The 21,021-nt window shown below is 70.8% G+C and carries 23 protein-coding genes; 12 read left to right on the top strand and 11 right to left on the bottom strand.

From position 1 onward, the window contains the following. Positions 1 to 10 precede the first annotated feature (10 nt). Positions 11 to 1,348, top strand: coding sequence for an alpha/beta hydrolase-fold protein (locus ABLE53_RS04290; RefSeq protein ID WP_348857432.1), 1,338 nt, complete (start codon positions 11 to 13; stop codon positions 1,346 to 1,348). A gap of 57 nt (positions 1,349 to 1,405) precedes the next feature. Here ABLE53_RS04290 and ABLE53_RS04285 read toward each other — a convergent pair whose 3' ends face one another. Next, positions 1,406 to 1,966 (bottom strand): GNAT family N-acetyltransferase, encoded by a 561-nt coding sequence (locus ABLE53_RS04285; RefSeq protein ID WP_348857431.1) that lies wholly within the window; start codon positions 1,964 to 1,966, stop codon positions 1,406 to 1,408. Between the two features lie 52 nt (positions 1,967 to 2,018). Here ABLE53_RS04285 and ABLE53_RS04280 point away from each other — a divergent pair, with 52 nt between their 5' ends. After that, positions 2,019 to 2,390, top strand: a complete 372-nt coding sequence (locus ABLE53_RS04280; protein ID WP_348857764.1) for an iron chaperone — start codon at positions 2,019 to 2,021, stop codon at positions 2,388 to 2,390. A 3-nt stretch (positions 2,391 to 2,393) separates the two neighbouring features. Here ABLE53_RS04280 and ABLE53_RS04275 read toward each other — a convergent pair whose 3' ends face one another. Next, entirely contained in the window at positions 2,394 to 2,798 is a 405-nt protein-coding gene (locus ABLE53_RS04275) for a hypothetical protein (RefSeq protein ID WP_348857430.1), read from the bottom strand. 61 nt (positions 2,799 to 2,859) lie between these two features. Here ABLE53_RS04275 and ABLE53_RS04270 point away from each other — a divergent pair, with 61 nt between their 5' ends. The 6 genes from ABLE53_RS04270 to ABLE53_RS04245 all read left to right on the top strand — a co-directional run bounded on the left by ABLE53_RS04270 (position 2,860) and on the right by ABLE53_RS04245 (position 7,047). Further along, positions 2,860 to 3,279: a VOC family protein gene (locus ABLE53_RS04270; RefSeq protein WP_348857428.1), complete on the top strand. Its 420-nt coding sequence runs from the start codon at positions 2,860 to 2,862 to the stop codon at positions 3,277 to 3,279. Between the two features lie 46 nt (positions 3,280 to 3,325). Then, complete coding sequence (gene speB / locus ABLE53_RS04265; RefSeq protein ID WP_348857427.1) at positions 3,326 to 4,285, top strand: agmatinase; 960 nt, start codon at positions 3,326 to 3,328, stop codon at positions 4,283 to 4,285. A gap of 60 nt (positions 4,286 to 4,345) precedes the next feature. Next, positions 4,346 to 4,768, top strand: coding sequence for a globin domain-containing protein (locus ABLE53_RS04260; protein WP_348857426.1), 423 nt, complete (start codon positions 4,346 to 4,348; stop codon positions 4,766 to 4,768). A 49-nt stretch (positions 4,769 to 4,817) separates the two neighbouring features. Continuing rightward, positions 4,818 to 5,381, top strand: coding sequence for a TOPRIM nucleotidyl transferase/hydrolase domain-containing protein (locus tag ABLE53_RS04255; RefSeq protein WP_348857425.1), 564 nt, complete (start codon positions 4,818 to 4,820; stop codon positions 5,379 to 5,381). A 101-nt stretch (positions 5,382 to 5,482) separates the two neighbouring features. Then, positions 5,483 to 5,818 carry a non-heme iron oxygenase ferredoxin subunit gene (locus ABLE53_RS04250; RefSeq protein WP_348857424.1) on the top strand — a complete coding sequence of 112 codons (336 nt, stop codon included), beginning with the start codon at positions 5,483 to 5,485 and terminating at the stop codon, positions 5,816 to 5,818. Next, entirely contained in the window at positions 5,818 to 7,047 is a 1,230-nt protein-coding gene (locus tag ABLE53_RS04245; protein WP_348857423.1) for an NAD(P)/FAD-dependent oxidoreductase, read from the top strand. The genes ABLE53_RS04250 and ABLE53_RS04245 overlap by 1 nt, the downstream gene beginning before the upstream one ends. 58 nt (positions 7,048 to 7,105) lie before the next feature. Here the strand turns inward: ABLE53_RS04245 and ABLE53_RS04240 are convergent, their stop codons facing one another. Beyond that, positions 7,106 to 8,731 carry a purple acid phosphatase family protein gene (locus ABLE53_RS04240; protein WP_348857422.1) on the bottom strand — a complete coding sequence of 542 codons (1,626 nt, stop codon included), beginning with the start codon at positions 8,729 to 8,731 and terminating at the stop codon, positions 7,106 to 7,108. A gap of 104 nt (positions 8,732 to 8,835) precedes the next feature. Between ABLE53_RS04240 and ABLE53_RS04235 the strand changes: the two genes are divergently transcribed. Further along, positions 8,836 to 10,533 carry an FAD-binding dehydrogenase gene (locus ABLE53_RS04235; protein ID WP_348857421.1) on the top strand — a complete coding sequence of 566 codons (1,698 nt, stop codon included), beginning with the start codon at positions 8,836 to 8,838 and terminating at the stop codon, positions 10,531 to 10,533. A 94-nt stretch (positions 10,534 to 10,627) separates the two neighbouring features. Continuing rightward, positions 10,628 to 11,068, top strand: coding sequence for a hypothetical protein (locus ABLE53_RS04230; protein ID WP_348857420.1), 441 nt, complete (start codon positions 10,628 to 10,630; stop codon positions 11,066 to 11,068). 9 nt (positions 11,069 to 11,077) lie between these two features. Here ABLE53_RS04230 and ABLE53_RS04225 read toward each other — a convergent pair whose 3' ends face one another. Next, positions 11,078 to 11,401, bottom strand: coding sequence for a DMT family transporter (locus ABLE53_RS04225; RefSeq protein ID WP_348857419.1), 324 nt, complete (start codon positions 11,399 to 11,401; stop codon positions 11,078 to 11,080). A gap of 99 nt (positions 11,402 to 11,500) precedes the next feature. Here ABLE53_RS04225 and ABLE53_RS04220 point away from each other — a divergent pair, with 99 nt between their 5' ends. Both ABLE53_RS04220 and ABLE53_RS04215 read left to right on the top strand, forming a co-directional pair. Then, positions 11,501 to 12,052, top strand: a complete 552-nt coding sequence (locus ABLE53_RS04220; protein WP_348857418.1) for a TetR/AcrR family transcriptional regulator — start codon at positions 11,501 to 11,503, stop codon at positions 12,050 to 12,052. 45 nt (positions 12,053 to 12,097) lie between these two features. Next, on the top strand, positions 12,098 to 12,808 hold the full coding sequence (locus ABLE53_RS04215; protein WP_348857416.1) for a YoaK family protein: 711 nt from the start codon (positions 12,098 to 12,100) through the stop codon (positions 12,806 to 12,808). Positions 12,809 to 12,821: 13 nt separating this feature from the next. On the opposite strand, the gene ABLE53_RS04210 is transcribed toward ABLE53_RS04215, so the two are convergent. The 7 genes from ABLE53_RS04210 to ABLE53_RS04180 all read right to left on the bottom strand — a co-directional run bounded on the left by ABLE53_RS04210 (position 12,822) and on the right by ABLE53_RS04180 (position 20,902). Beyond that, positions 12,822 to 13,859 carry an ABC transporter ATP-binding protein gene (locus ABLE53_RS04210; RefSeq protein ID WP_348857415.1) on the bottom strand — a complete coding sequence of 346 codons (1,038 nt, stop codon included), beginning with the start codon at positions 13,857 to 13,859 and terminating at the stop codon, positions 12,822 to 12,824. Further along, positions 13,856 to 14,902, bottom strand: a complete 1,047-nt coding sequence (locus ABLE53_RS04205; protein WP_348857414.1) for an ABC transporter ATP-binding protein — start codon at positions 14,900 to 14,902, stop codon at positions 13,856 to 13,858. The genes ABLE53_RS04210 and ABLE53_RS04205 overlap by 4 nt, the downstream gene beginning before the upstream one ends. Before the next feature lie 5 nt (positions 14,903 to 14,907). Then, positions 14,908 to 15,864: an ABC transporter permease gene (locus ABLE53_RS04200; protein ID WP_348857413.1), complete on the bottom strand. Its 957-nt coding sequence runs from the start codon at positions 15,862 to 15,864 to the stop codon at positions 14,908 to 14,910. Further along, positions 15,857 to 16,861 (bottom strand): ABC transporter permease, encoded by a 1,005-nt coding sequence (locus ABLE53_RS04195; RefSeq protein WP_348857412.1) that lies wholly within the window; start codon positions 16,859 to 16,861, stop codon positions 15,857 to 15,859. Before ABLE53_RS04195 ends, ABLE53_RS04200 begins: the two co-directional genes overlap by 8 nt. A gap of 28 nt (positions 16,862 to 16,889) precedes the next feature. Next, on the bottom strand, positions 16,890 to 18,536 hold the full coding sequence (locus tag ABLE53_RS04190; protein ID WP_348857411.1) for a peptide ABC transporter substrate-binding protein: 1,647 nt from the start codon (positions 18,534 to 18,536) through the stop codon (positions 16,890 to 16,892). 118 nt (positions 18,537 to 18,654) lie between these two features. After that, complete coding sequence (locus ABLE53_RS04185) at positions 18,655 to 19,362, bottom strand: aspartate/glutamate racemase family protein (RefSeq protein ID WP_348857410.1); 708 nt, start codon at positions 19,360 to 19,362, stop codon at positions 18,655 to 18,657. Between the two features lies 1 nt (position 19,363). After that, positions 19,364 to 20,902 carry an NCS1 family nucleobase:cation symporter-1 gene (locus ABLE53_RS04180; RefSeq protein ID WP_348857409.1) on the bottom strand — a complete coding sequence of 513 codons (1,539 nt, stop codon included), beginning with the start codon at positions 20,900 to 20,902 and terminating at the stop codon, positions 19,364 to 19,366. Positions 20,903 to 21,021 lie beyond the last annotated feature (119 nt).

The raw sequence follows: 21,021 nt of genomic DNA, 5'->3' as shown, positions 1-21,021 counted from the left end.
CTTGGGAAACATGTCGATGGACCGGCGAGCATTCATCGCCGGGGCGGCGGGAACGGGAGCGGCTGCGGTGCTCGGGGTGTCGGGCGCCGCGTCCGCGGAGTCGGCGAGAAGGGGGTGGAACGCCCACGGGCACATCCGCACTCTGACCGCCATCACGCAGGTGTTCGGCGAGGGACAGAAGCTCGTGGCCGTCGCCGTCGAGTACGACGCCGTGATCTCCCGACATGGGCTGTCCACGACGACCTTCGCCGTGGCCGACCGTACGGTGACCGCGGTCTACCCGAACTCCGAGCCCCGGATCGCGGCGTCCGGGCGCGACGGAAGGTACGTCATCGTCGAGCTGTCCCCGGAGGATGACGCGGCGCTTCTCTGGGTGCACATCGACAACGGAGGTGGCGGCGTCGGAGCCGGCGGCCCCAGCGTGGGTGACAACACGCCGGGCTACAAGATCGTCCCCGCCTCTGCCGACGTCACCCAGACCGGCAGCGTGTACACCGTGCGCGGACGTACCTACCCGGCGTTGACGGAGGCCCTGCCGACGACCGGAGCGATCAACCTCATCGTCGACGAGTTCACCCAGCACACCTACACCGACGCCGCCACCGGCCGAACGCTGGGGTACAACCTCTTCCTGCCACGCGGCTACAACCGCCACAAGCGGTACCCACTCGTGCTCTTCATGCACGACGCCGGTGTGATCGCCGTCGACACGATCGGCCCACTCGTGCAGGGGTTGGGCGCCGTCTGCTGGGCCAGCCCTGAGGACCAGGCACGTCACGAGTGCATCGTTGTGGCACCGGAGTATCCGGAGGTGGTGATCGGCGACGACTACCAGCCGTCGACCTACTTCGAGGCCACGGTCAACCTGGTCAACGAGATCGCCTCGACGTACGCGGTCGACAGGTCCCGCATGCACGCGACCGGACAGTCGATGGGCGCGATGCTGGCCCTGGGCATGAACATCCGCCACCCGGGGATGTTCGCGTCCTCGTTCATCGTGGCGGGGCAGTGGCCGTCGGATCAGGCCGCCCCTCTCGCGAAGGAGAAGCTGTGGGTGCTCGTGTCCCAGGACGACGAGAAGGCGTACCCCATGGAGCAGGCCATCATGGACGTCGTGGAGTCCGAGGGAACCGAGGTGGCCACGGGCGTCTGGAACGGCGAGTCCACGCCGGCGCAGTTCGCCGCCGACGTACGCAGTGTGGCCGAGCAGCACGCTCCGGTGAACTTCACCTCGTTCGCCAGCGGAACGCTTCCGACTGACACCCAAGCACACCCCGAGACGTGGCGTGTCGCCTACACCATCCCCGGAATCCGCGATTGGATCCTTCAACGCCGCGGTCACCGGTAGCCGGCGGCCGTGCGGCTGTGGCGGCCTCCGTCAGCGAGCCTTGGTGATCGTTCCGGTTCAACCTCTGGTCTGGCGCTCCCGGTCCCGTCGGAGCAGCCCGTACACATGCGAGTCCGACACCTCGCCGTCGACGATGCAGTCCTCCCGCAGCGTCCCCTCACGCAGGAACTCGAGCTTCTCCAGGACCCGGGCGGAGGCGAGGTTGCGGGTGTCGGTCTCGGCCTGGACCCGGTTCAGGTCGAGCGTGTCGAAGGCCCACTGCAGCACCGCGCCCGCGGCCTCCGTCGCGTAGCCGTGGCCCCAGGCCGCGTCGTCGAGGCAGTAGCCCAGCGCCGCGCTCCGATAGGTCGGGTTCCACCGGCTCAGGCTGCACCAGCCGATGAAGGTCCCGTCGGAGGCGCGGTCGATGGCCAGCCGCGCCCCGGTGCCGTCCTCCGCCATCTGCCGGCAGGCCGCGATGAAGCGCTCGGCGCGGTCGCGCGAGGTCCACGACGGCGAGTCCCAGTACCGCAGCACCCGGGCGCTGCTGTGCAGGGCGAAGAGGTCGTCCGCGTCTTGGCCGGCGAAGGGGCGGAGCCTCAGCCGGGCGGTGACGAGGGTGGGCGTGGGCAGGGCCATGTGGGTCATCGTGCCCCGCGACGCCGGACGGCATAGGCTCGGCCTCGTGCCGATGCCGAAGCGAGTCGACCCGGACGACTACTACGCGCACCTGCCCGAGGTCGCCCGCCCGCACCTGCTGACCCTGCGCGAGCTGTGCCGCGACGGCCTGCCGAAGGCGGAGGAGGTGCTGCACTGGAACAACCCCGCGTTCGTCCAGGACGGCACCAGGCTGCTCATGCTGCAGTCGTTCAAGGCGCACTGCTCGCTGCGCTTCCCGACCCGGCAGTTCGCAACCCAGCGCGCGACGGTCGAGGCCGCCGACTACGAGGCCGGCGAGGGGTTCATCAAGCTGCCGTACGACCGCGAGCTCCCCGTCGACCTGCTGAAGAGCCTCATCCGGGCGCGCCTGGAGGAGTACGAGGCGACCGGCGCCGGCTGGTGAGGCTCACCCGCCCACAAGCAGCGCCTCGAGCGGCGCGAGCGGAACGATCCCGTCCGCCCGCGCGGCCAGTGCCTCGTCGACAGTGACGAGCGCGTCCGCCTGGAGACGGGCGACGGCGAGGGTCTCCGCGTCGTGGAGGTCGCCCCAGTCGTGCGCCAGAGCGAGCTCCCACGCCGTACGCCGCGACACCCGGTCGCCCAGCAGCCGCATCCTCTGCTCGGTGGCCCGGGTGTGGACGGTGAGCGCCGCGCTCTCAGTGCGTACGCCGCGGCGTACGTCGGCGAGCAGCAGCGTCAGCAGGTCGGAGTGGATCCCCTTGGCAGCCACCAGCTGATGGGCGGGATCGATCGCGAGGCCGTGGTCGATCAGGTGGAGAAGCGTGCGCGCGTCGATCGCGTAGCGGGCCATGTCGGCACCCTAGGACCGGTTCCGGACGGAGGCCGTCCGGCTCCAAGGCCATGATGGGCCCATGGCCGACTTCCCCACCCTGCTCCAGCCGGTGCTCGACTGCGTCAACATCCGGGAGACCGCGGAGTTCTACCGCCGGCTTCTCGGCTACACCTACCGCGCCGGCGAGGAGCCACCGGCGGAGGGCTCCGACGAGCCCGACGACGCCGACTGGATCGTGCTGCTCAAGCCGAACGGCGAGCGCGGCATGGCGTTCCAGCAGGTCGACGAGCTGCCGCGGACGACGTGGCCCGAGCCGGGCGTCGCGCAGCAGTACCACCTCGACCTGACGGTCCCGAGCGTCGCGGACCTCGAGGCCCAGCACGAGCGCGTGCTGGCTCTCGGCGCGACGCTCCGGTTCGACCGCAGCGACACCCCGGAGGAGCCGCTGCGGGTCTACGCCGACCCCGCGGGCCACCTGTTCTGCATCTTCGTGGCCTGACGCGTCGGCGGCCCGCCCGGCCCGCACGGCTCGCTAGGGTCCGCTCATGGACCGCAGTGACAGGCCGGTGGGCCCGCTCGACGGCACGAAGATCCCCCGCTACGCCGGAGCGTCGACGTACGCCCGGCTGCCGCGGATCGACGAGGTCGCCGCGTACGACGTGGCCGTGCTCGGCGCGCCGTTCGACGGCGGCGTGTCGTTCCGCCCCGGAGCCCGGTTCGGGCCGGAGTCGATCCGGCAGGCGTCGCGGCACCTGCGGCCGGCGTACAACCCCGCCCAGGACGTCAGCCCCTTCCAGGTGCTGCAGGTCGTCGACGCCGGGGACGTGGCGTGCAACCCGTTCAGCATCGACGAGAGCCTCGAGCAGATCCACGGCGGCGTCGGGGAGCTGATCGGCGGCGGCCGGCGGGTGGTCACGCTCGGCGGCGACCACACCATCGCGCTCGGGGCGCTGCGCGCGGTCGCGGCCGAGCACGGACCGGTCGCCGTCGTGCACCTCGACGCCCACCTCGACACCTGGGACACCTACTTCGGCGCCAGCCGCACCCACGGCACCGTCTTCCGGCGCGCGTTCGAGGAGGGTCTGCTGCTGGCCGACGCGTCCACCCACCTCGGCACCCGCGGCCCGCTCTACAGTGCGGCGGACCTGGGCGAGGACGCCACCTTCGGCTTCTCCGTCGTGAGCGCGCCCGACTTCGACCGGATCGGGCTCGAGGAGGTCGTCGGCCGGGTCCGCGAGCGCGCCGGCGACGCTCCGGTCTACCTGTCGGTCGACATCGACGTGCTCGACCCCGCCTTCGCGCCCGGCACCGGCACCCCGGAGATGGGTGGGCTCACCTCACGCGAGCTGCTCGCGCTGCTGCGCTCCCTGCCCGCGGAGCAGCTCGTCGGTGCGGACATCGTCGAGGTGGCCCCGGCGTACGACCACGCGGAGGTCACCTCCCTTGCTGCCGCCACTGTCGGCTTCGAGATCATCTCGGCGATGGCGCGGGTCGCGTCTGCGTGAGCCGCGGGCGCTGCCCTTTCGTCCAAGACAGCCGCCGCCGTACGCGAGCACACTGTCCGCATGACCACGCTCTACGAGCAGGCAGGGGGCTTCGACGCGCTGCTGGCGCTCTGTCACCACTGGACCGAGCTGTGTCTCGCGGACCCGGTCGCCGAGCACCCGTTCTCCAGGCAGGACATCCACCCGCAGCACGTCGAGCGGCTCGCCGCCTATCTCGCCGAGGCGTTCGGCGGGCCGCCGCTCTACACCGGCGGCTACGGCGACGAGACGTCCATGCAGCGGATCCACGCCGGCAACGGCGAGCACGTCGAACTGGACGAGATCTGCCTGCGCCTCTTCGACCGGGCCCTCGACGACGTCGGCATCACCGGCGAGGTGGGTCGGCGGATCGCGGCGTACTTCCGCGACGCCACCGTCGCCATGCGCGACTACGACCAGAGCGCCGACCAGGTCCCCGAGGGGCTGCCGCTCAACCGCGCGTGAGCGGCGATAAGGCCTCGGCCCTTGCCGCGAGCGGTGGCAGTCTCGGGGCATGGACGTCCCCGGCCCGCGCGCGGTGCTGCTCGTGGAGGGCGAGAGCGACCGCGCCGCGCTCGAGGTGATCGCCGTACGCCGCGGGCGCGACCTCGCTGCGGAGGGCGTCCGGGTCGAGGTCATGCGCGGGGCGACCAACGTGAACCGGTACGTCGCGGCGCTCGCGGGCTCCGGCGTACGCCTCGGTGGCCTGTACGACGCCGCCGAGCAGCACTTCGTACGCCGCGCGCTGGAGCGCCACGGGCTGCGGACCGAGGGCTCCGGGGAATCGCTCGAGATGCAGGGCTTCTTCGTCTGCGTGCCCGACCTGGAGGGCGAGTTCCTCCGGGCGCTCGGCGTCGACGGCGTGCTGGAGGTCGTCGCCGCCGAGGAGGGGGTCCAGGCGTTCCGTACGCTCCAGCAGCAGCCGGCCCAGCGCGGCCGGCCCGTCGAGGCGCAGCTGCGCCGGTTCCTGGGGATCAAGTCCGGCCGCAAGGCGCTGTACGGCCGCCTGCTCGCCGAGGCGGTCCCGCTGGACCGGGTGCCGTCGCCGCTCGACGGCGTACTCGCCTGGACGGCGTGAGAACTTCCGCTCCCGACCGGGTACCGGCGACGCGGCCGCGGCACCCTACGCTGTCCGCGGACCCTGAGCAGCCGAGAAAGCAGTCGAGAAGGAGGAGCACTGTGAGCGAGGGAATCCGGGTCGCGTCCGTCGATGACATCCCCGAGGGCGAGGGCATCGCGATCCCCGCCGAGGTCGCCGGCACGGAGGACGACATCGCCGTCCTGCGCGACGAGGACGGCACCTGCTGGGCGCTCAACGACACCTGCACCCACGAGACCGCCTCGCTCGCCGAGGGCTGGGTCGAGGACGGCTACGTCGAGTGCCCCCTGCACTCCTCGCGGTTCAGCCTCAAGACCGGTGAGGTCCAGGGCCCGCCCGCGACCGTCGACACCGTTGCGCACCGGGTCGAGGTCCGTGACGGCGAGGTCTACCTGCACCCGAACGAGCGCCCCTGATGCCCCAGGACGGCGTCGTCGTGGTCGGCGGCGGGATCGCCGGCGTCTCGACCGTCGCGGCGCTCCGCGCGGGCGGGTACGCCGGCGCGATCACGCTCGTCGAGAAGGCGACCCGCCCCTACGACCGCCCGCCGCTCAGCAAGGAGTACCTCGCCGGTGCGAGCGACCTGACGCAGATCGCGCTCCAGCCCGCGGAGTGGTACGCCGAGCAGCGGATCGACCTCATCGGCGATGCGGTGGCCACCGCGCTCCGCCCCCGGCTGGGCGAGGTGGAGTTGGCCGACGGACGCCTGCTGGTGGCCGACCGGATCGTGCTCGCCACGGGAGGCCGGCCGGTGCGCCCGCCGATCCCCGGCGGCGACTCGCCGCGCGTCCACGTGCTCCGCGAGGCCTCGGACGCCGACAGGCTGCGGGAGCTGCTGCTTCCCGGCGCGAGGCTGTTGATCGTCGGCGCCGGGCTCATCGGTGCCGAGGTCGCCTCGACCGCCCGGGACCGCGGCGCGGACGTCGTTCTCGTCGACCCGCTCGATCCGCCGCTGGCCGCCGCGGTCGGTCGCGACGTGGCGCGCTGGCTCCACGGCCTCCACGCCGACCACGGCGTCGAGACCGTCACGACCACCCTCGAGGCGCTCCAGGAGACCGCGACCGGCATCGGGGCCCAGCTGGTCGGCGAGCCGGACAGCCGTGAGTTCGACGCCGTGCTCCTCGGCGTCGGGATGACGCCCGACACCGGGCTCGCGCACGCCGGCGGTCTCGCGACCGACCGCGGCATCCTGGTCGACGAACGGCAGGTGACCAGCGCGCCGAACGTCCTCGCGGTCGGGGACTGCTCCCGGCTGCGCGACCACCGGCGTACCGAGCACTGGGAGGCCGCCCAGCACGACGGCGCCCGCGCCGCGGCGACCATCCTCGGTGCCGAGCCGCCGAAGCCGACCGCGCCGTGGTTCTGGAGCGACCGCTACCACCTCCACGTCGAGGGCGTGGGCGAGATGCGCGAGCCGGACGCGGAGACGCAGGTCGTCGTACGCGGGACGCTCGGCGAGCCGCCGTTCTCCGTCTTCACCGTCCGGGTCTCGACAGGCTCGACCACCGGAAGGGTCGTCGGCGCGGTCGCCGTCGACGATTCCAACGCGGTCCGGGCCGCCCGGCGGCTCATCGACCGCGGCGTCGCCGTCGAGCCGGCGGACCTGGCCGAGGGCGACCTGCGCCAGCTGCTGCGCGGGCGCTGAGCGCCCCGGTCGCAGTCACCCGACGACTGCGACCGGGGGCGCTCCGGGTCCGCCCGCGTCAGTCGCGGCGCGGACGCTGCAGGGTGAACGACTCGAACGGCGTCAGGGTGCCGTACGGGCCGGTGACCTCGTAGTAGGTGACCTTGATCGTCGTCAGGTCGCCCGGGCGGGAGCCGGGGTCGACGTCGAACGCCGCGAAGCCGTAGGAGTTCGCTGCGTCGCGGGTGCCGGCCCAGACGGCGTCCTCGGTGACGTACGTCGGGGTGCCGTGCGTGACGGTGCCCTCGGGCGCGCTCGGCCGGTCGCTGACCGCCACGATGACGCGGCACTGCGGCGGGTCGAAGAGCAGCTGGTTCGACGGCGCCGAGGTGCCGCCACCGCCGATGATCATGTGGACGGTGCCCTTGGTCGTGTCCACCACGTCGAGGTCGTCGACCGTCGGGATCGGCGTCTTCGTCTGGTTCTGCTGCTGGCCGCGGATCGCCTTCGACCGCTCGTAGTGGTGCTCGTGGCCGGCGACGACCAGGTCGACGCCGTACTTGTCGAACAGCGGCAGCCACTCCTCGCGGACGCCGAGGTCGGCGCCGTTGAAGTTGTTGGCCGTCGAGATCGCGACCTGGTGCATGCAGACGACGATCCAGTCGATGCCCCTGTCGGCCCGGGCGGCCTTCAGCGTCCGCTCGAGCCAGGCCTTCTGCGCGCCCTTGGAGTAGCCGAGGACGCGGACGTCGCCGCCGTCCTGCAGGCAGACGTCGTCGTTGGCGAGGAAGACGAACTTCACCGAGCCGACGGTGACGTCGTACCAGAGCCCCTCGGTGACGTCGGTCTGGCCGGGCTGGCGCGGGGTGTCGAAGTAGGTCTGGAACGCCTTGTAGCCGATCGGGCCGTTGCCCAGCTCGTTCTCGTGGTTGCCGGGCGCCGGCATCCAGGCGCGGTGACGCGCCGAGCGGGTGTTGTTGTTCCAGAAGTCCGACCAGGTGCGCACCCGGTCCGTGGCGAGGTTGGCGTAGCAGAGGTCGCCGTTGAACAGGTGGAGCAGCGGCTCGACGCTCTCGACGCCCGCCGTCGTGTCGCCGGCGGCCGGCGACCCGAGGTTGTCGTTGACGTAGGTGCCGTCGGAGTTCTTCTTGCCCATCGTCGGCGTGCCCTGGTCGCCGAAGCTGGTGAACCGGAACGCCTTCCGGCCTCGGGGCGCGGTGCGGAAGGTGCCGAACTCCGGCGCCGCGCCGTCGTGTACCGCCAGATAGACGTACGACGTGTCGGGCGACAGCCGGGTCGCGCGGGCGTGGTAGGCGTAGACGACCGTGCCGGACTTGTCGTCGGTGTAGCTGTCGACCGCGGCGCGGATGGTCTGCTCGTGACCCTGGCCGTCCTTGGCGATGAGGATGCGCGGGTTCTTCACCTGCTGGATCGAGTGCCACGTGATGCTCGCGGTCGTGGACGCGTCGGCGCCGAAGGCGACGTGCAGGCCGGCCACCGGCGGCACCGGCTTGGCAGGAGCGGCGCTCGGCACCGTCGCGCCGGACGGCGCCGACCCGCTCTGGGCGGCGGCGCTGCCGGTGCTCAGGCCGACCGTGGCGGCGGCGCCGCCCACGCCGAGGGCGGCGAGGAGGCTGCGCCGGGAGAAGTCGGAGCCCTTGGTCGTGGTGACGGGGTCCGGTGCGGGGAGAGTCGTGTCAGTCACGGACGCCACCTTGGCGGGAGTCAGGTGGATAGCGCCGCTAAGTAAATGCGAACGTCCGGCGAACCCTGGTGGGCGCGTTCCCCCTTACTCCCTAGTATCGGCCCATGACCCAGAGCCAGACTCCGGCCCAGCTCCCGACGCAGGCGGACGTGATCGTCGTAGGAGCCGGTCTCGCCGGCCTGGTGGCCGCGGCGGAGGTGGCCGACGCCGGGAAGAAGGTGCTCCTCGTCGACCAGGAGCCCGAGCAGAGCCTGGGCGGGCAGGCCTTCTGGAGCCTGGGCGGGCTGTTCTACGTCGACAGTCCCGAGCAGCGGCGGATGGGCATCAAGGACTCGGTCGACCTCGCGCTCCAGGACTGGATGGGCAGCGCGCAGTTCGACCGCGACGAGGACTTCTGGCCGCGCCGCTGGGCCGAGGCGTACGTCCACTTCGCCGCCGGCGAGAAGCGCGCCTGGCTGCGTGCGATGGGGCACCGGGTGTTCCCCGTCGTCGGGTGGGCCGAGCGCGGCGACGGCCGCGCGGACGGCCACGGCAACTCGGTCCCGCGGTTCCACATCACCTGGGGGACCGGTCCGGGCGTGGTGGAGCCGTTCGAGCGGCGGGTCCGCGAGCACGCCGCGACCGGGCGGATCGCCTTCGCCTTCCGGCACCGCGTGGACGAGGTCGTCGTCGAGGGCGGCGCGGCCGTCGGCGTACGCGGGAAGGTGCTCGAGCCCACCGACCCTGCCGTCTGGGAGCGCGGGCAGGAGAGCAGCCGGGTCGAGATCGGCGACTTCGAGCTGCGCGGGCAGGCCGTCATCGTCACCAGCGGCGGCATCGGGGGCAACCACGACCTCGTGCGCAAGGCGTGGCCCCAGCGGCTCGGCACCCCGCCGGCGAGCATGGTGAGCGGCGTCCCGGTCCACGTCGACGGCCGGATGCTCCGCATCACCGAGGCCGCGGGGGCCCGGATCATCAACGCCGACCGGATGTGGCACTACGTCGAGGGCATCCGGAACTGGAACCCCATCTGGCGCAACCACGGCATCCGGATCCTGCCCGGCCCCTCCAGCCTGTGGCTCGACGCGACCGGCCGCCGGCTGCCGGCCCCCAACTTCCCAGGCTTCGACACGCTCGGCACACTCGAGGTGCTGCGCGGGACCGGCTACGACTACTCCTGGTTCGTCCTCACCCAGCGGATCATCGAGAAGGAGTTCGCGCTCTCCGGCTCCGAGCAGAACCCCGACCTGACCGGCAAGGACATCCGCGGTGTCATCGACCGCGCGCGGAAGGGGCCGGGGCCGGTCGAGGCGTTCAAACAGCACGGCGAGGACTTCGTCGTCGCCGACACGCTCGCCGAGCTCGTCGCCGGCATGAACAAGCTGGCGGACGTCGAGCCCACCGGCCCCGCAGTCGACGAGGTGGCCCTGCGCCGGCTCATCGAGGCGCGCGACCGGCAGATCGACAACCCGTACGCCAAGGACGCCCAGATCACCGCGATGTACGCCGCCCGGCACTACCGCGGGGACAAGCTCTCCCGGGTCGCGAGGCCGCACAAGCTCCTCGACCCCGAGGCCGGGCCGCTCATCGCGGTCAAGCTCCACATCCTGTCCCGCAAGACGCTGGGCGGGCTCGAGACCGATCTCTCCGGCCGGTGCCTCACCGCCGCCGGCGTACCCCTCCCGGGGCTGTACGCCGCAGGCGAGGTCAACGGCTTCGGCGGCGGCGGGATGATGGGCTACAACGCGCTCGAGGGCACCTTCCTCGGCGGCTGCCTCTTCTCCGGGCGTACGGCGGGCCGCGCCGCTGCCGCGGCGGTCTGACCCGACGCCGCGATCCGGGCGCAGGCCGCCGCAACCCGAGGCCGTGCCCGGGCGTCTCCCTCGTGAACCTGACGCCTCACTCGGGAGACCCGTGATGCTCACAGTCGTACGCAACGCGGCGCGGGCCGCGGTCCTCGTCGTACTCCTCGCCCTCGTCGGGCTGCCCGCGGCCGCGGTGCCCGCAACCGCCGCCGTCCAGGCGGGCTCGGCGCAGTCCGCGACGGTCGCGACGAAGGACGCCCATCCGCCGATCCACCCGAAGACCCTGACGAAGCGCACGAAGAAGTTCATGTATCGCTGGGGCAAGGCGATCAACCACCACCGGTGGCACTGGCTCCGCAGCCGCCTGAACCCGCGGGACAACCTCAAGCGGCTCAAGGTCTACAGCCGCTACTTCGTAATCCACTGGGCGAACAACTGCGACCCGTACTTCAAGAAGTCCGACCGGGAGTGCTTCTTCCGGGAGATGACGGTCTACGTCCACCGTCGCCCGGACGGGTCGCTGTGGGTGCACAACTACGCCGTCTACGGCTGAGCCGGCCGGTCACACGCCGACGAGGTTGAGCCCGACCACGCCGGCGACGATGAGCGCGAGCGAGCCGATCTTGGCCGGCGACATGTCCTCGCCGAGGAACAGGTAGCCGATCAGCGCCACCGCCGCGGTGCCCACCCCTGCCCAGATGGCGTACGCCACCGAGACCGGCATCGCCTGGACGACCACGGTCAGCAGCCAGATCGACACGCCGTAGCCGACGACCACCGCGGCGCTCCAAGGCATGTTGTGGAACCCGTCGGCGCGGGGGAGCAGTGCGGAGGAGGCGACCTCGATGCCGATGGCGGCGAAGAGAAGTGAGAGCGCACCGAGCATGATCAGTTCCTCTGACGGTGACCTGGCGAGACCTGAGCGTAGCGAGTGCTACACACCGTCAATGTAGCACTCGCTACACGGCCCGTCTACACTCGGCGCATGTCCCGTCGCGAGGAGCTCCTCGACCAGGTGACCGACTACGTGCTCGAGCACGGCCTGATCGGGCTCACGCTGCGTCCCGTCGCCGCCGCGATCGGCACGAGCGACCGGATGCTGCTCTACCACTTCGAGAGCCGCGACGACCTCGTCACCGCGGTGGTCACCCGGTCCAACGACCGGGCGGTCGCGAGCATCCGCGCGCTGGAGCCGGCCGACGGCGTACGCGCGGGCGTCAACGAGCTGTGGCGGCGCTACCAGATCGAGCCGCTGCACAGCTGCCTCGACGTCTACGTCCAGGCGGCGGCGACCAGGCTGATCGGCGTCGAGCCGTACCTCTCGGCCGTACGCGCGGCCAACGAGCGGTGGTACGCCGGGCTCTGCGACTACTTCGTCGCCTGCGGTGCGCCGCACGGCGCGGTCCGTCGCGTCGTGACCCTGGTCGACTCCAGCCTCTTCGGCTTCCACCTCGACCTCGCGACCGACCGGCCCGAGGAGCTGGCGCAGGGCGTCGACGACCTCGCCGCTGCGGCGGAGGCACTGGCCGGCGCCTGACCCCGATGACGCCTCCGGGGCCGTCCACCCGCGAGAATGACTCGCGTGACCGAGCGCCTGCGGCTGATCCCGACCGACCGGATGCACCTGTGGCTGATGATGGTGCTGACCTTCACGACCGGCATCAACGACGCCGTCGGCTACCTCGGCCTCGACAAGGTCTTCACCGGCAACATGACCGGCAACGTCGTCGTGCTCGGCATGGCCCTCACCGGCGACACCGGCCTGCCGGTCCTCGGTCCCGCGCTCGCCCTGGTCGGCTTCCTGGGTGGCGCCGCGCTCGGCGGCCGGGTGCTCAAGGGCGACCAGGAGCCCTGGAGCGCCCGGACGACCGGGCTCTTCGCACTCGTCGCCATCATCATGGTCGCTCTGGCGGCGCTGCTCCTGACCGCCGGGGAGGACCCGTCCCGCCACGTCATGGTCACGACGACGACGATCGCCGCCGTCGCGATGGGTACCCAGGCCGCCGCCGCCCGTCACATCGCGGTCAAGGACGTCACCACCGTCGTCGTCACCAGCACCCTCACCGGCCTCGCGGCCGACAGCCCGTTCGGCTCCGGCCGCTCCGGCTGGCTCAACGGCGGCACCTCCCGGCGCTTCGTCGCCGTCGCGGTCATCCTCCTCGGCGCGCTCGCCGGGGCGTTCCTGCTCAAGTGGCACCTCGGCGCCGGCCTGCTCGCCGCAGGCGTCGTCATCGGCACCGCCACCGTCATCGGCGCCTGGCACCAGCGCGCCGTGCGTGCGGTCGCCGCGTGACCGCCGGTCTCGTCTAGCCGCGGGCTGCCGCGGCGGCGGCCTCGTCGGCGAAGTGGCAGGCGGCGAGGTGGCCGGCGCCGCCCTCGGTGGTGAGCGTCGGGTCCTCGGTGCGGCACCGGTCGGGCACACCCCCGTCCGCCAGTGTCCGGGCGAGCCAGCAGCGGGTGTGGAAGTGGCACCCCGAGGGCGGGCTGATGGGTGAGGGGACGTCGCCCTCGAGGACGATCTCCTGCCGCTGACCGCGCAGGGTCGGGTCGGGCACCGGCACCGCGCTGAGCAGCGCACGGGTGTAGGGATGGCGCGGGTCGACGTAGACCCTCTCCGCGGGACCGCTCTCGACGACGCGGCCGAGGTACATGACGGCGACCCCGTCGGCGATGTGGCGTACGACGGAGAGGTCGTGGGCGATGAAGAGGTAGGACAGCCCGAGCTCGTCCTGCAGCCGCTCCAGCAGGTTGATCACCTGGCCCTGGACGGAGACGTCGAGGGCGGAGACGGGCTCGTCGCAGATCAGCACCCGTGGGCGTACGGCGAGGGCCCGGGCGATCCCGATCCGCTGCCGCTGCCCGCCGGAGAACTGGTGGGGATACCGGCGGGACGAGTCGGGGTCGAGCCCCACGAGCTCGAGCAGCTCCCGGACCGCCGCCGCCTTCCCCTCTGACGGCACGAGGTCGCGGTGGATGTCGTAGGCCTCGCCGACGATCTCCCCGACGGACATGCGCGGGTTGAGCGAGGTGTAGGGGTCCTGGAAGATCATCTGGACGTCGCGCCGCAGCCGTCGCCGCTGGTCGCGGGAGAACGTCGAGACGTCCTCGCCGTCCACGAGCACCTGGCCGCTGGTCGGCGTCTCGACGCCGGTGAGGACCTTCGCGAGGGTCGACTTGCCCGACCCGGACTCCCCGACCAGGCCGAGGGTCTTGCCGCGGTGCAGTGTGAGCGAGATGCCGTCGACGGCCCGGACCTGGCCGATCTGGCGCTTGATGACGGCGCCGACCCGGACCGGGTAGTGCTTGACGAGGTCGCGGACCTCGAGCACGGGGGTGTCGCTCACAGGCCCTCCTCCAGCAGCTCGGCGGGCTCGCGGCCGGCCAGCACGTCACCGGCGAAGTGGCACCGCGAGAACCGTCCGGGCGCCACCTCGACCGGCTCGGGGCGGGGGTCGGTGCGGCACACGTCCTGGGCGTAGCCGCACCGCGGGTGGAACGGGCACCCCGCCGGGATGCGGCCCTGCACGGGCGGACGGCCGGGGATCACGTCCAGCGTCCCGCCCCTCTGGTCGAGCCGGGGGATCGAGGCCAGCAGCGCCTTGGTGTAGGGGTGGGCGGGGGAGGCGTACGCCGAGAACACGTCGGCCTGCTCGACCGCGCGGCCGGCGTACATCACGACCACGTCGTCGGCCACGTCGGCGACGACGCCGAGGTCGTGGGTGATGAGGACGAGGCCCATCTGCCGCTCGGCCTGGATCTCGGCGAGGAGCCGCATGATCTGGGCCTGGACGGTCACGTCGAGCGCGGTCGTCGGCTCGTCGGCGATGAGCACCTCGGGATCCATCGCGAGCGCGATCGCGATCATCACCCGCTGTCGCATGCCGCCGGAGAACTGGTGCGGGTAGTCCTTCACCCGCTGCTTCGCATGCGGCACCCTCACGAGGTCGAGCAGCTCGACCGCGCGCTTCCGCGCATCGCGGCGCGAGATCCGGTGGCGTGCGACGAGCGCCTCGGTGAGCTGCCAGCCGACGGTGTGGACCGGGTTGAGCGCGGCGAGGGCGTCCTGGAAGACCATCGCGACGTGGTCGCCGCACACCGCCCGGTGCTCCTTCGGGGGCAGCGAGAGCAGGTCGCGGCCCTGGAAGAGCGCGCGGCCGCCGACGATCCGGGCCGGCGGCCTCGGCAACAGGCCCATCACGGCGAGCGAGCTGACGCTCTTGCCGCTCCCCGACTCGCCGACGATCGCGAGGGTCTGCCCGGCCGAGACCGAGTACGACAGCCCGTCGACGGCGCGTACGACACCCGCCGGCGTCCGGAACTCGACGGCCAGGTCCTCGACCTGCAGGAGCGGCTCGGTCGCGGGGCGGGCTGTCGGTGTGCTGGACATCCGGGTCACCTCAGCTTCGGGTCGAGCGCGTCGCGCAGGTTGTCGCCGATGATCACGAACGCCAGCACGGTGGCTACCAGACAGCACAGTGGAATGAGCAGGAGATACTTCGCGCCGCCGAGGAACCACGGCGCACCGTTGGAGATCATGATCCCCCAGCTGATCGCCGGCGGCTGGACCCCGACGCCGAGGAACGCGAGGACCGCCTCCGTGCTGATGATCCCGGCGATCGCGGTCGGTACGAGCGCGGTGACGGTGCCGATCGCGTTGGGGAGGATGTGTCGGACCATGATCCGCAGGTCGGAGCCGCCGAGCACCCGGGCGGCGGTGACGTAGTCGAGATTCTTGGTCTCCAACACGCTCGCGCGGACGTAGCGGGCGTAGCCCATCCACGCGAACGCCGTCAGTACGATCGCGGGTTGGACGATCGAGCCGAACGTGCCGTCGCCGGTGTCGATGCCCTTGAACAGCGAGAGCACGAGCAGCGCCGCGAGCAGCAGCGGTATGACGAGGAACACCTCGATCACCCGCGAGACCACCGCGTCGACCCACCCGACGTAGTAGCCGGACAGCAGCCCCAGGACGAGTCCGATGACCACCGAGACGGCGACGACGAGCAGGGCGAGCAGGAGCGAGGGCCGGGCGCCGTTGACCAGCTGGGCGTAGACGTCGCAGCCATGCACGTCGGTGCCGAACGGGTGCTGATGGCCGAACCCCTGGGGGTGGACCTTCGACTGCGAGATGTCGCAGCGTTGCGGGTCCGTCCGGGTGAAGGCGTGCGGGAAGCCCACCATGAACACGAAGAACAGCGCTACGAGGGCCGCGAGGATGACGCTCGGCCGCCGGCTGAGGGTGTGGATCGCGTCGGCCCAGATGGACCGGCTTCCGCGTTCGACGGGGTCCGCGGACCCGGTCGGCGGGGTCTCCTCCGCGACGAGGGCGGTGACGTCCGGTTCAGTCAAAGCGGATCCTCGGGTCGAGCGCGGCGTACAGCAGGTCCACGAGCAGCATGACGGTGACGGTCAGGACGGTGAGCAGCGTGACGACGCCCATGATGACGCCGACGTCGTTCGTCTGCACGGCGCGCCACAGGGTGCCGCCCATGCCGTAGATGTTCATCACGCCCTCGGTGACGACCGCGCCGCCGAGCGCATCGGTGAACACGAAGCCGACGGCGGTCACGACCGGGATGGCCGAGTTGCGGACGATGTGATGGATGATCACGTGCCGCTCCGCGAGCCCCTTGGCGCGGGCCGTGCGGACGTGGTCGGCGCCGTAGTTCTCGAGCTGCGCGGCGCGGACCAGCCGGATGAACGACGCCGACCCGGCCAGGCCGAGCAGCACCCCCGGCATGATCACCGTCGCCCACGGATGGGTCCGATCGAACGACGGCTTGAACAGGATCGCCCAGAAGCTCTCCGACCCGAGGCTGTCGCGCAGGTGGGTGTAGACGGGCACGGTCACGATGTACTTCCAGACCAGCATGATCACGAAGACCGGGAGCGCGTCGATGAGGATCGACAAGCCCCTGATCCCCCCGTCGGTCACCTTGCCGCGATAGCGGGCGGCCACCGACCCGAGCAGCATCCCGACAACGAACCAGGTAACGGTCACGACCAGGAAGAGCCGGAGCGTGTTGGGCGCCGCCGTCGACACGATGTCGGTGACGGAGCGGTCGTGCAGGTCGGTTCCGAAGTCGCCGCGGAAGTAGTCGCCGAGCCGATGGACGAACGGCTTCACGCACGGGTTGCCGGTCTGGTCGAAGCATGGGTCGTCCAGGCCGTACCGCTTCTCCACCGCGGCCAGCTGCGCGGCACTGGGGAGATGGTCCCCGAAGAACGCGCGGGCGGGGTTGCCGTTGACCTGGATCGCCAGCGTCGTCAGCAGGTGGAGGAGCAGGACAGCGAGGAAGAGGGTCAGGATGCCCTGGAGGACCCGCCGTACGACATATCTACCCATTCCTTGTGTCGTGACCGGTGTCGGACGATCAGTTGCTGACCGAGACCAGGCGCAGCTTCACCGCACCGCTGAACGGGTCGAGCACGACGTTGCTCAACCGGTCGCTGTAGAACACCACCGACTCGCTGTAGCTCAGCGGCGCCGTCGGGAAGTCGGACGCCAGGACCTTCTCCGCCTGCTGGTAGCCGCTGATCGCGGTGTCGAGGTCCGGTGCGGTGTCCGCCTTGTGGATATCGTCCATGAACTTCTGGTCGTAGTAGCCGTAGCTGTCGTCACCGTGCTTCGGGTCGTCACTACCGTAGATCGGGGTCAGGTAGTTCTCGTTGAGCGGGTAGTCGGGGAACCAGTTGGACCGGATGATGCCGTCACCGTGGAAGGAGCGGGCGTCGCGGTTGTCGAAGAAGTCGGGGTCCGGGTCCAACTTGTAGGGAATGCCGAGGTTGAGCTTGAGCTGGTCCCCGATCGCCTTGAAGTACTGCTCCTGGACGTCGTCCTGGCCCAGGTGGATGTAGAGGGTCTTCCCCTTGGGCCACCCGCCCGCCTTCGCGAGCAGCTTCTTGGCCTCGGCCACGTTGAACGTGCACGCGTCGCCACAGGTGCCCTTCGTGCCGCCGGGGACGGTCGGGGAGACCCAGCTGTCGGCGGGCGTGGCCTGGCCGGGAAGGATCGCGTCGATGACCTTCTGCCGGTCGATCGCCATGGAGATCGCCTTGCGGAAGTTGATGTCGTTGAAGGGCTTGCCGAGGTACGCCGGGAAGCCGATGTAGGTCAGCGCCGCGGTCGGCGCCTCTACCTTGCGGGTCGAGAGGTCGGGGTCGTTGTTGGCCGCCTCCCACTGCTCGGGCGGTGGGGTCGACGCGTCGATGTCACCGGCCTGGAAGTCGGCCCAGTCGTCGCCGCCGGGCACCTCGACGTAGTCGATCTCGCTGTAGTCAGGCACCTCGTTGAGCGTGTAGCCGCTCCAGCGCTTGAGCGTCATGCTCTCGCCCTGGTTCCACTCCGTCACCTGGAACGGACCGTTGCCGATGGGCTTCACCGCACAGGTCTTGATGTCGGCGAGGCAGGCCTTCGCGATCGGGAAGAAGCCGGTGTAGCCCAGCATGGTGGAGAAGCCCGCGAACGGGCCGGTCAGCGTCACGTCGAGCGTGGTCGCGTTGACCGCCTTGAGGCCGGAGAGCTGCTTCACGGTCGGCTTCTTGATGTAGTTGCCGTCGTCGTCGGTCTCGCCCTGCATGGCGTCGTAGCCCTTGATCCGCTCGAAGAAGTAGTTGTTCTCCATCGCGTTCGGGCCATAGGCGGCGTAGTTCCACGCGCGGGCGAAGGCAGCAGCATCGACCGGCTCGCCGTTCTGGAACTTCAGACCCGGCTTGATCTTGATCGTCCAGTGGACGTTGTCCTTGGTGGTGATCGACTGCGCGACGTAGTTGTGCGGCTTCGTCGTCTTCGGGTCGTAGCGGACCAGGCCGTCGTACACCACGTCGTCGACCGCGATGTTGTCGGCGACGTTGGAGTCCATTGGCAGCAGCGTCTTGACGTCCTCGGACAGCGACATGTGCAGTGTCGCCCCGTTGCCGGTCTTGCTGCTGCCGCCGTTGTCGTCGTCACCTCCCGAGCCGCATCCCGTGGCGAGGAGCGCGATTGCCAGCAGACCTGCGGCTGTCCGAGAGATCTTCACGAGTTCGTGCCTTCCGAGTGGGCTTCTTCCCGGGTGCGAGGGGATGACCGGGCAACGCCATACCCTGCACCACCGGACCGCCTCGGCGATAGTCCCGTAACAGAAGGGTTACAAGTGTCTAGAGGGTTCGTCGCTTGGCCGGCGGCGTCGCGAGCGCCCCGACCTTGCTCGTGGCCAGGCCGAGCCGGACCAGCTTCTCGACCTCCGCGGTGGCCGCCGCGACGCCGTCGACGACGGGTACGCCGAGGGCCGCGGAGATCTCGGCGCACAGGTCCGCCATGCCGGCGCAGCCGAGCACGATCACCTCGGAGCGGTCCTCCTCCAGCGCCGTCTTGCAGGCGCCCGTGATCGTCTCCCGTGCGGCCGGGTCGGTCTCGAGCTCGACCACGGGGATCTCGCAGGCCCGGATGCCGGCGCACAGCTCCGCGACCCCGTACGCCCGGGCGATGTCCCAGGTGTGGCCGACGACCCGCGACAGCGTGGTCACGACCGAGAACGACTGCCCGAGGTAGCCGGCCGTGCGCATCGCGGCCTCGGCGATCCCCACGACCGGCCCGCTGACGAGCTCGCGGGCGGCGAGGAGGCCGGGGTCGCCGAAGCAGGCGACCACGTAGCCGTCGTACCCCTGCTCCTGGCCTGCGGCCAGCTCGGCGAGCAGGTGCGGGGTGGCCAGCGCCTCGTCGTAGTGACTCTCGATCGACTCCGGCCCGGCGGCGGGGTTGACCGCGTCGACGACCACGCCCGGACCGACGGCGGCCCGGGCGCAGTCACCGACCAGCGTGGTCATCCGCGCCGTGGTGTTCGGGTTGACGACCAGGATCCGCATCTCAGCCCTCGGCCTCCAGGGCGGCGGCCCGACCGGCGGAGCGGCGCCGGGCGACGCCGGCCACGTCCGCGGCGAGCGCGAAGGCGTAGTAGGCGAGCAGCCCGGCGCCACATCCGACGAACCAGCTGTACTTCGAGATCCACAGCAGGTCGCCGGTCACCTTCGGCAGGATCACCGAGAGCAGCGAGACGGCGCCGGCGACCACGACCGCCTTGATCGCTGCGGGGTTGTAGCCCTTCTCGTAGAAGTACTCGCCGTCCTCCTCGAGGGTGAACAGGTCGTCGACGACGATGCGCTGCTGCCTGACGAGGTAGAAGTCGGCGATCAGGATCCCGAACAGCGGGCCGATCAGGGCGCCGAGCAGGTTCAGCGTCCAGAAGATCGCCTCGTCGTTGGCGTACCAGTTCCACGGCGTGAGGATCACGGAGCCGACGGCCGCGATCATGCCGCCCATCCGCCAGGAGATGCGCTGGGGGCTGACGTGGGAGAAGTCGAACGCCGGGCTGATGAAGTTGGCGACGATGTTGATGCCGACGGTGGCGGTCACGAAGGTGACGCCGCCCAGGGCGATCGCGAACGGCGTGTCGATCGCCTTGACGGTCTGGATCGGGTCCGTGATGAGCGACCCGAAGACGGGGACCGTCGCGGCCGCCGTCAGGACGGTCAGGAGCGAGAACAGCACGAAGTTGACCGGCAGGCCGAGGAGGTTGCCGCGCTTCACCGCGTCGAAGCTCTTCGCGTAGCGGGAGAAGTCGCCGAAGTTGAGCATCGGCCCGGAGAAGTACGACACCACGGTGGCGACCGCGCCGCAGAACACCCAGACCAGGTGCCAGCCGGACAGGTCGATGTCGGAGAGGGTCAGGCTGATGTCGAACCTCGCCTTCGCCAGCAGGTAGACGCAGAGGACCGTCATCACGACGTAGACCGCCGGGCCGGCCCAGTCGACGAACCGGCGGATCGTCTCCATGCCGCGCCAGAACAGCAGTGCCTGCAGGACCCACAGGATCGCGTAGGAGAGGTAGCCGAGCATCGAGAGGCCGAGCAGGCTGTGCCTCTCCATCGTGGCGGAGAAGTCGGGGAGGAACTTCTCGAAGATGATGATGAGCGACTCGGCGGCGAGGAACGTCTGGACGCCGTACCACGCGACGGCGATGAGGCCGCGGATGATCGCCGGGATGTTGGCGCCCAGGACGCCGAAGGAGACGCGGCTCGTCACCGGGTACGGCACGCCCGCCTGCTGGCTCGGCTTCGCGACCAGGTTGCAGAAGACCTGCACGATGACGATGCCGATGATGAGCGCCAGGAAGACCTGCCACCCGGTCAGACCGAGCGCGAAGAGAGCTCCGGCGGTCGTGTAGCCGCCGACGCTGTGCACGTCGGACATCCAGAAGGCGAAGATGTTGTAGCTGCCCCACCTCTGCTCCTTCAGCGGAGCGAGGTCCTCGTTGGTGAGGCGGGGGTCGTAGGTGCGCTTGCCGACGCCGCGGCCGGGCGGGTAGCCGGCGGCCTCGACGAGGTCGGCGTCCTCGGGCTGGTTCATGGGGTGCTCCTGCGGGGGTGCGGACTCTATGCGCGCGACGCTAGGAGCGGCCTGTTTCAGAGGCCGTGACGTCGTGTCAGGCCCGTGTGACGGGAAAGATATAGGTTCCGTACGTCGCC

This window comes from Nocardioides asiaticus, from assembly GCF_040049175.1.
In the GTDB taxonomy this organism is placed as follows: Bacteria; Actinomycetota; Actinomycetes; order Propionibacteriales; family Nocardioidaceae; genus Nocardioides; species Nocardioides cheoyonin.
The sequence above is the reverse complement of the archived record's forward strand: the minus strand, read 5'-3'. Positions and strand labels throughout refer to the sequence as shown.